This is a genomic window from Mesorhizobium sp. M0816 (genome assembly GCF_040320005.1).
GTDB lineage: Bacteria > Pseudomonadota > Alphaproteobacteria > Rhizobiales > Rhizobiaceae > Mesorhizobium.
This window is the reverse complement of the sequence record NZ_JAMYOT010000073.1, coordinates 1-6,848: the sequence shown is the minus strand read 5'-3', so window position 1 is coordinate 6,848 and position 6,848 is coordinate 1. Positions and strand designations below refer to the sequence as shown.

General features: G+C 62.0%; 7 protein-coding genes and 2 pseudogenes. 3 read left to right on the top strand and 6 right to left on the bottom strand.

Features of this window, described 5'->3' with window-relative positions; translation table 11 throughout:
- Positions 1–203: 203 nt before the first annotated feature.
- Positions 204–1,551 (bottom strand): annotated as a pseudogene (locus tag NKI17_RS36510) (IS5 family transposase).
- 206 nt (positions 1,552–1,757) lie between these two features.
- On the opposite strand from NKI17_RS36510, the gene tnpA reads away from it, so the two are divergent.
- On the top strand, positions 1,758–2,171 hold the full coding sequence (tnpA, locus tag NKI17_RS36505; RefSeq protein ID WP_352907916.1) for an IS66-like element accessory protein TnpA: 414 nt from the start codon (positions 1,758–1,760) through the stop codon (positions 2,169–2,171).
- The gene (gene tnpB / locus NKI17_RS36500) at positions 2,168–2,413 is read left to right on the top strand and encodes an IS66 family insertion sequence element accessory protein TnpB (protein ID WP_352907915.1); all 246 of its coding nucleotides are present in this window, start codon (positions 2,168–2,170) and stop codon (positions 2,411–2,413) included. Before tnpA ends, tnpB (NKI17_RS36500) begins: the two co-directional genes overlap by 4 nt.
- Here the strand turns inward: tnpB (NKI17_RS36500) and NKI17_RS36495 are convergent.
- From NKI17_RS36495 to NKI17_RS36480, 4 genes are all read right to left on the bottom strand, one after another.
- The gene (locus NKI17_RS36495) at positions 2,406–3,341 is read right to left on the bottom strand and encodes a hypothetical protein (protein ID WP_352907914.1); all 936 of its coding nucleotides are present in this window, start codon (positions 3,339–3,341) and stop codon (positions 2,406–2,408) included. The genes tnpB (NKI17_RS36500) and NKI17_RS36495 overlap by 8 nt on opposite strands.
- Positions 3,342–3,352: 11 nt before the next feature.
- Positions 3,353–4,495, bottom strand: a complete 1,143-nt coding sequence (locus NKI17_RS36490; RefSeq protein ID WP_352907913.1) for a recombinase family protein — start codon at positions 4,493–4,495, stop codon at positions 3,353–3,355.
- A 295-nt stretch (positions 4,496–4,790) separates the two neighbouring features.
- Positions 4,791–5,243, bottom strand: a complete 453-nt coding sequence (locus NKI17_RS36485; RefSeq protein ID WP_352907912.1) for a helix-turn-helix domain-containing protein — start codon at positions 5,241–5,243, stop codon at positions 4,791–4,793.
- A gap of 83 nt (positions 5,244–5,326) precedes the next feature.
- A complete protein-coding gene (locus tag NKI17_RS36480) occupies positions 5,327–5,695 on the bottom strand; it encodes a DUF5372 family protein (protein WP_502894733.1) in 369 nt (122 codons plus the stop codon).
- 38 nt (positions 5,696–5,733) lie between these two features.
- On the opposite strand from NKI17_RS36480, the gene tnpB (NKI17_RS37270) reads away from it, so the two are divergent.
- Positions 5,734–5,844, top strand: a complete 111-nt coding sequence (tnpB, locus tag NKI17_RS37270) for an IS66 family insertion sequence element accessory protein TnpB (protein ID WP_502894732.1) — start codon at positions 5,734–5,736, stop codon at positions 5,842–5,844.
- Here the strand turns inward: tnpB (NKI17_RS37270) and NKI17_RS36475 are convergent.
- Positions 5,832–6,848: pseudogene (locus NKI17_RS36475) on the bottom strand (recombinase family protein); the annotation flags it as partial. The gene tnpB (NKI17_RS37270) and the pseudogene NKI17_RS36475 sit on opposite strands and share 13 nt — an antisense overlap.

Below are 6,848 nucleotides of genomic sequence, written 5' to 3'. Positions count from 1 at the left end.
CAGTGCTCTTCCCATCATCCACCTCCGTCAAAGTGGATGTTGAATCAGCAAAGAACGCATCCGTCACATCACAATCGATTCATCAATCACAGGACATGCTCTAGGTAAGTGCCCGGTGACGACCGCCTTCCGTGGCGGGGTTCGGATCGGATATGGGTCGGGCTCTGGACGCTGAAGATAGTCGACCGTGAACAATCCGGACTCTAAGCGGCGACGGAATTGGGCCGGAGCTGAAGCAGAGCGATCAAGAGCGACAAAAAACCCTTCAGCCACCTGAGCAGGAGGGAGAAGTTGTAGCCGGCGGCGGCCAGGATGGCGTTGACGGCGTCGCCCTGCTGACCGGCGAGGTAGTTGCGGCCCATGCGGTGCTCGGCCTTGATGTGGCCGATGACGGGTTCAACGGCCGAGCGGCGGCGCATCTGGCGCTTGATGGCTGAGGTGACGCGGCGTTTCTGGCCGCTGGTGAAGACCCTGAACTTGTGGCTTTGGGGTGCGTTGTGGCCGCGATAGCCGGCGTCGGCGAGGATGCGGCCGATCTCGTTGCCGATGGTCTCTTCCATGTCGGGGATGACGCTTGCCAGCGTGTGGCCGTCATAGGGATTGCCGGGCAGTGCTTTTGCATGCAGGGCGAACTGGCCACCCTTGGAGCGCTTCAGCGTGGTGGCCACCGACACCTTCACTCCGAACTCGTAGGGCATATGCGCCTTGCCCTTGCCGATGCATTCCACCCTCGTGCGCGTGCAAGCTGTAGATCTTGCGGCCGCGCTGGCGCTGACGTTGCTCGAGAACGGTGGCGGCCTGGTAGAGCGGCCATTTGAAGAGCGCGTCCAGTCCCGCATCGCCGGCGACCTGGCGGGCGATGTCGCGAATGGTCCGGCCGAGATAGGTCTTGAGCCTGCGCAGCGCCTTGTTGGCCCGCTTGAACTGCTTGGCGTGGGCATAGCGCTGGTGCTTGATCAGCGCCAGCTTGCCGACCCGCACATAGCTCTGGCGCAAATTGAGCCCCGTCTTCCTGGCCAGCCGCACCAGCCGTTCACGCGCCCGGTGGATGAGCTTGGCGTCGGTCGGGAACATCACGTTCTTCGGCTGCACGGTGGTGTCGACGATCACCTGGCGCGTGTCGGACGGCTTCATCGCCCCGGTCTTGACCGCGATGCTGAGGCTTTCCTGCAACAGCGCCACGATCCGCTCCTCGCCCATGCGGCCGCGCCAGCGCGTCATCGACGAGCGATCGAACGGCAGCGCGTGGCAGAAGAATTCCTCGCCGCAAAGATACTGGAAGTAGGGGTTCTCCACCCAGCGCTCGCACAGCACCTCATCCGACAGGTTGAAAGTGTGCTTGAGGATCGCAAGCCCCGCCATCAGCCGGGTCGGCAGCGGCGGCATGCCGGGGCCGTCCGAATAGACAGCGCCAAAACGCTCCTCCAGCACCGGCCAGTCGATCGTCTGCGCCAGCCGCACCAGCTCGTGCTTCATGTTGATGATCTGATCGAGCCTGGAGCGGAACAGATCCTGCTTTCCCGTCTCGCGCTTCTCGCGTGGCCTGGACATTCGCCGTCCCCTCGATTCGCCGCCGCCGAACCGAGTGAATCACGCTCCGCAGCCCAAGGGAATCGCAAACCGAATTGCAGGAAAACAGCCCACATAAACTGCTAATCCTGCAATTCAAAAAGCCGCTATCCGCCTCAATCAGCTGCCAGATCAACGGCTTGCGGATAGTTCACGGCCGACAAGATAGTGTCCACGAGCGGGGCTTAATGGACACGATCGCGACGGATGGAGTGGCAGGCCAACATTCTCGTGGCGAGACGGCGCGCGCCCGCCGGCGCAAGTCATACACTCTCGAAGAGAAGCAGCGGCTGGTTGCCGAGAGCTGTGAGCCTGGGGCGTCGGTGTCGCTGGTGGCGCGGCGGCATGACATCAATGCGAACCTGTTGTTCACGTGGCGCCGGCAGATGCGCACGCCGACGTCGGCGGCTTCGCCGCTGGAATTGGTCCCCGTCGAAGTTATCAGCAGCGCGTCGGCTGCCTCACCAGCCGCGGCGGCCGGGGCGGAACAGCGCGGCATGATTGAGATCGTCCTGGTCGGCTGTGTGCGCGTGCGGGTGGACGCCGAGGTCAGCGAGGCAGCGCTGCGGCGGGTGCTGTCGGCTCTGAAGGCGGTGGCATGATAGCGCCTGGGTCTGGGGTGCGGGTCTATCTGGCGACGCAGCCGTGCGATATGCGCAAAGGGATGGATGGCTTGGCCGCCCAGGTCCAGAACGTGCTGGCCGCCGATCCCTTCTCCGGGGCGCTGTTCGTGTTCCGGGGCAAGCGCGGCGACATGTTGAAGATCCTGGCCTGGGACGGAAGCGGGCTGTGCCTGTTCGCCAACGATCTGCATTCATACTACGTCCCTTTCGTCTTCAGTTGAGAGTTTTTGCCTGGCTGGCATTTTGCCTTCGTGCGGCAGCGCGATCGACGAGCCGGTTCCATCGGCTGCATTGTTTTTGCGGTAGATCCGAAACGGGAAGTTCGTACAGGCAATAGTGCCCGTTGTAGGCGTGGCTGGCGATGAGGCCATGTTTGCCCCATCGGGTGACGGTGTGCTCGTGGATATTGAGACGCGCGGCCGCTTCCTGTTTTGTCAGCATTCCACGTTCCCGCAGGCGGTCATAGCGAGAGCGCAGCTTGTATTGGTGAACGAGATAGGCAACTCGCAAGGCCGTGAAGCGGGCGGTGTGGCGACCGCGGCGTGCGGCCTCGCCGGGACGGTATCCTTGCTGGTTGAGCAGTTCTGCGATCTCGGAATAGATGTGGTCGTCGAGGAGTTTATCGACCAGTTCGACGATGCCGGGCTGCGTCTTGATCTGCTGGGCGGAAGATTTTGGACTCAAGGTGGTGAGCGTCTGGATCTTGCCGCCTTTGAATCGCACGTGAACCTTGGTGGTTCCTTCCGCCGGCAGCTTGACGAGAGTGACATCCTCGATGATGTGGGCAAGGAGTCGCTTGCGTTCGCGGTTTGGTGTGTCGGGATCCGCCCAGAGCTTGTTGAAATCCACCGTCATTGCGACCAGCCGCTCGCGGACAGCTTCATCAAGGATGAATTGATCGTGCTCCCGGGCACGCTCACGCTCTTCGCGGGCCTTGGCCAAAATACGGAGCTTCTCGTTCCATTCGCCTTCGAGCGTGTCGGCGACGAGACGATTGTCGGGATCGACCAGCATGAAACGGCGCTGGGCGAGATCGGCCTCGATCTGGGCGCGCTCGACCGCGCGACAGCGCAGCCGATCTGCTTCTTCATGCCGGGCTTGGATCTCCTTACGGACGTCGAGCGCCAGTTCGACGGCGGCCGGCGTCATCTGCTCGGCAATCAGCCTGCCGATGGCTTCATCGACAGGAGGCCCGGCGATCGACTGGCACAAGGGGTCACCGCGATAGCGCGATCGCAGATGTACCAGGCTTCCTGTTGGCCGCGCCGGGCAGCGTAGCGAACCCGGAAATGCCGGCCGCATTGCCCACATACCGCCCGACCTTGCAGCAGCGCCGGGCCTTCTCTTGGGATTGACGCTCGTGCCGCGTCATATCTTTGGCCGTTCGCCTTGAGAACCTTCAGGTTCTCCTGATGTTGTTCCCAGCTGATATAGCCGGGATGCGCATCGGGAATGCAGGCCGGCCAATCATCATTAGTTCGCGCACGCACAGTCTTCTTGCCGTCGATGGTGCGCCGATAGTGTCGCCGCCCATAGGCATAGGCGCCGGCGTAACGCGGATTGTTCAGGACGCGCACCGCGGTCGATGCGGTCAGCGGCCGAAACACCGTCTGACTGTTGTGCAGGCGTGACGGGAACAAAAGGCCTTCCGTGCGAAAGGCCTTGACGGTCTGGGAGGCGGATCCGACGCGAGCGAACGTCTCGAAGAAATGGATGATCGTCTCCCTGACTTGCGTGTCCGGATCGAGCACCACATTGCCGGAATGGTCATAGACCGGCCCGGTTGGCAGGGGACAGCGAAACTCGCCGCGCCTTGCCTTGTTGAGGATGCCTCCGCGCAGCCGTGCCTTGATCACATGCAACTCTGCTTCGCTCATGGTGCCCTTGAGACCGAGCAGGAGCCGGTCGTTGAAGCCTGCGGGGTCATAGACGCCGTCTTCATCGAGGATCAGGGTGTCGGCAAGAGCGCAGATCTCCAGCAGGCGCTGCCAATCGGCATTGTTCCGCGCCAGCCGGGAGACTTCCAGCCCCATCACGATCCCGGCGCGCCCCATGCCGACGTCGCTGACCAAACGCTGAAACCCCTCGCGCCAGGCCGCCGAAGCACCGGATTCACCCTGATCATTGTCGACGACGATAATCTGCTGGTCCCGCCAGCCGAGGGCGACCGCACGTCCACGAAGCGCATATTGCCGCCTGGCGCTCTCGGTGTTCTCGATGACTTGCCGCATCGAGGATTGGCGGATGTACAGGTAGGCGCTGCGTTCGACGTGATGAGGCTGGACTTTAACGTGCGCATTCATGGTGACCTCCGGTCGTGGATGCTCATGGCTATTGTCGCAAGGACGTGAACAACGGCTGCGTGCCCGCCGTGCGTCGGCCAGGCGGTCGACGGTGGATGACTTTGTTCTTGCAGGGGATTTGCTGCTGCGGCCAGCGTCTGTGCCCATCCCCACATGCCCCGGCGCAGAAAGAGCATGAGGCCGCTACGAGCCTTGAGAGGCAGAGCTTCGCCGAGGGCTGCCCCGCGCAGCACCTCATACTGGGCCGCAATGGCCGACGACAGGATCGATGAACGCACCGATGCCGCGGCAATGTTCACCTGCCGGTTTTTTTTAATACCCGCTCGATCGTCCTGGGATGAAGCTCGACATCGAGTTCGCGGCGGACCAGCTTCGCCAGCTCCCGAGCACGAACGGGTTCGCCCGGGCCCAACTGCGCCTGAAGAAACGCCAGGACTTCGTCGTCGATTTTGTGGGGACCGCGGGGGCCCGGCTTCTTTGGTACCAGTCCCGCAATCCCGGCTGCGTCGAAGCTCGCCCTTGCCTGGTAATAGGTCGGCCTGGAAACGCCATACTCGTCGGACGCCACCGTCACCGACATGTTGTCGATGGAGACGCGCCGCAGCATCTCGTATCTGACCTGCACGGCGTCGTGCGGATCGAAGAACTCGCTGTCGCTGAACTTCGGATCGCCCATCTTCTCGGGGTTCGGATTGAAGGTGCCTTGTTCGATGAGGGCCTCCGTCTTCGAGCGCTTGCTGTCGGACATCGCCGGCTCCGAGTGTGGAAAAAAGCATAATAGTAAATATATTTATGCCGCTACTAGCATCGATGTCAAGGCGGCTTGTGCGATCAATGCTGAACGTGTAGCCGGAATGCTGGGATATGCTCATCGTGCAAACCCTCTTGCGGCATAATCCGCCTTACAGATGCGGCATAATTATCCTTACAACTTGTCGAGTGATCGCGAAGCGATTTACCAGAAAGGCGCCCGACCAGACTGGCCAGCTCCAGCAAGTCGACAGTACGCAAGAGCGCCCGCCCATTCCCCATGACAACTTCTGGATCCGGGTTCGCAAGATCAGTCCATTGCGGGGGAACAGCCCACACGGCAGTATCGTCGGCCTGCAGCAAAAGGCGTTCGCCATGCCGATTGTATCGCCTGCCGACACATGGCAGCAGCCGCGAGAACAGAGGATGAAACGGATGCGTGATCCGCACTAATTGCGTAACTGCGTTCGTAGAGTCTGCATTCCCAAGTGAGGTACAAGCGCTTGGAGCAGGGAAAGTTCGTCTGGCCGCCGATCGTGGCGGGTCGGCTTCAGCTGACAGCGGCCCAGTTGGCCTTGCTCGTCGATCACGCATGTTGATGCCCCTCCTGGTGAGGCTGAATGATTCTCAGATCAAGGTGGCTGATGGTGTGGTTGCGGAGGTCGCGGACCGCATTGATCACGGAAGGGGAGTTTTGGAACAGGTAGGCTCCGGTCAGCTGACGGTCGATCAGGAGGCGCTTCTGCCTGATCTGCACATAGATCCAATTGACGGGGATGTTCAGTCGTGCGGCCAATTGTGTGGCGCTGAGCGAAGTGGACTCGTGGGTCCAGCGGTTGCGCTGCGTCGTTATCCTGATCCCGGCACCGAGCCGGATCCGCTGCACCGTGATCGGCAAGACCTTGTCGGCGCAATTGGGCGAGCGGTGCCCCTCCCGGGTGAGAAGGGTGACAATCTCATAATCAGGCATGCCAGCTCTCGCGAGATCGAGCAGACGGGCGCGCATTTCCTGACCATGGGTGAGCTTGGTGATGGAGTTGACCCTCATCTTCACGTCAAGTTCAGTCACTGCGCCGCCTCGCCAGATGATCCTGACCAGAGCAACGTCGTGCTCGCCGCGATCGAGAACGACCTTTTCGATCAGGCACCGCAATAGCGCCTTGCGATGAGCATCCTTCGTGGCGTCGTTCGCCCAGATCTGCGGCAGGCGGCCGGACAGGATGACGACCTTGCTGTTGAGGGCCCTGCCCAACGCCATTTGCGTAACGGGCTCGGCCGAAGCTTGCCGGGCAAGCGCTTCCTCGGCAGCACGGACTTCGCTCAACGCAACTTCCCACCGACGCTCGAGTCCGCCGGCGACAAGACGATTGTCGGGATCGACGCGGTTGAACTGCCGCTCTGCCAGCGCCGCAGCATAGCGCTTGCGCTCAAGCTCACGCTCCGCGCTCGTGCGTAAGGCCTTGTCGACCTGCTGCTGTGTCCGTCGCGCCCGCGACAGCGCATCAATCTCGGCGGGCGCCAGCGCCGTCAAGAATGCGTCGGCGACGGCGGCATCCACACGTGAAGCACGGATGTGCTGGCATGCCGGCAAGCCCGTGTGGGA

Bases quoted from the DNA above. Each gene is read 5' to 3' on its own strand.
- NKI17_RS36495 (WP_352907914.1), bottom strand. From the start codon at position 3,341: ATGACGCCGGCCGCCGTCGAACTGGCGCTCGACGTCCGTAAGGAGATC.
- NKI17_RS36490 (WP_352907913.1), bottom strand. From the start codon at position 4,495: ATGAATGCGCACGTTAAAGTCCAGCCTCATCACGTCGAACGCAGCGCC.
- NKI17_RS36485 (WP_352907912.1), bottom strand. From the start codon at position 5,243: ATGTCCGACAGCAAGCGCTCGAAGACGGAGGCCCTCATCGAACAAGGC.
- tnpA (WP_352907916.1), top strand. From the start codon at position 1,758: ATGGACACGATCGCGACGGATGGAGTGGCAGGCCAACATTCTCGTGGC.
- tnpB (WP_352907915.1), top strand. From the start codon at position 2,168: ATGATAGCGCCTGGGTCTGGGGTGCGGGTCTATCTGGCGACGCAGCCG.